Raw genomic sequence first — 241 nt, 5'->3', positions numbered from 1 at the left:
AAGCGCGCCGTGAGCTGGTTGATTTCGGCTACTGGTATTGCCCGGACGGACGCGATGCCCAAACGCAAAGCCAGTTTGAAGATGTTGAAGTGAAGCCGCAGGCGCTCGACTGGTTGTTCTGTGTGGCGGCGGGATATCCGTTTAACGTCAGTTGCGACAATCTGGAAGGGGATTTCGAACCGGATCGTGTGGTGTTTCAACGGCGAGTACATGCGCAGGTGATGGATTATCTGACAAATGG

At 54.4% G+C, this 241-nt stretch carries 1 pseudogene; it reads left to right on the top strand.

Features of this window, described 5'->3' with window-relative positions:
• Positions 1-241 (top strand): annotated as a pseudogene (gene epmC, locus HMPREF0549_RS09070) (elongation factor P hydroxylase); the annotation flags it as partial.

Origin of the sequence: Limosilactobacillus vaginalis DSM 5837 = ATCC 49540 (genome assembly GCF_000159435.1) — a bacterium.
In the GTDB taxonomy this organism is placed as follows: domain Bacteria; phylum Bacillota; class Bacilli; order Lactobacillales; family Lactobacillaceae; genus Limosilactobacillus; species Limosilactobacillus vaginalis.
This window is presented reverse-complemented; position numbering and strand designations above follow the sequence as displayed.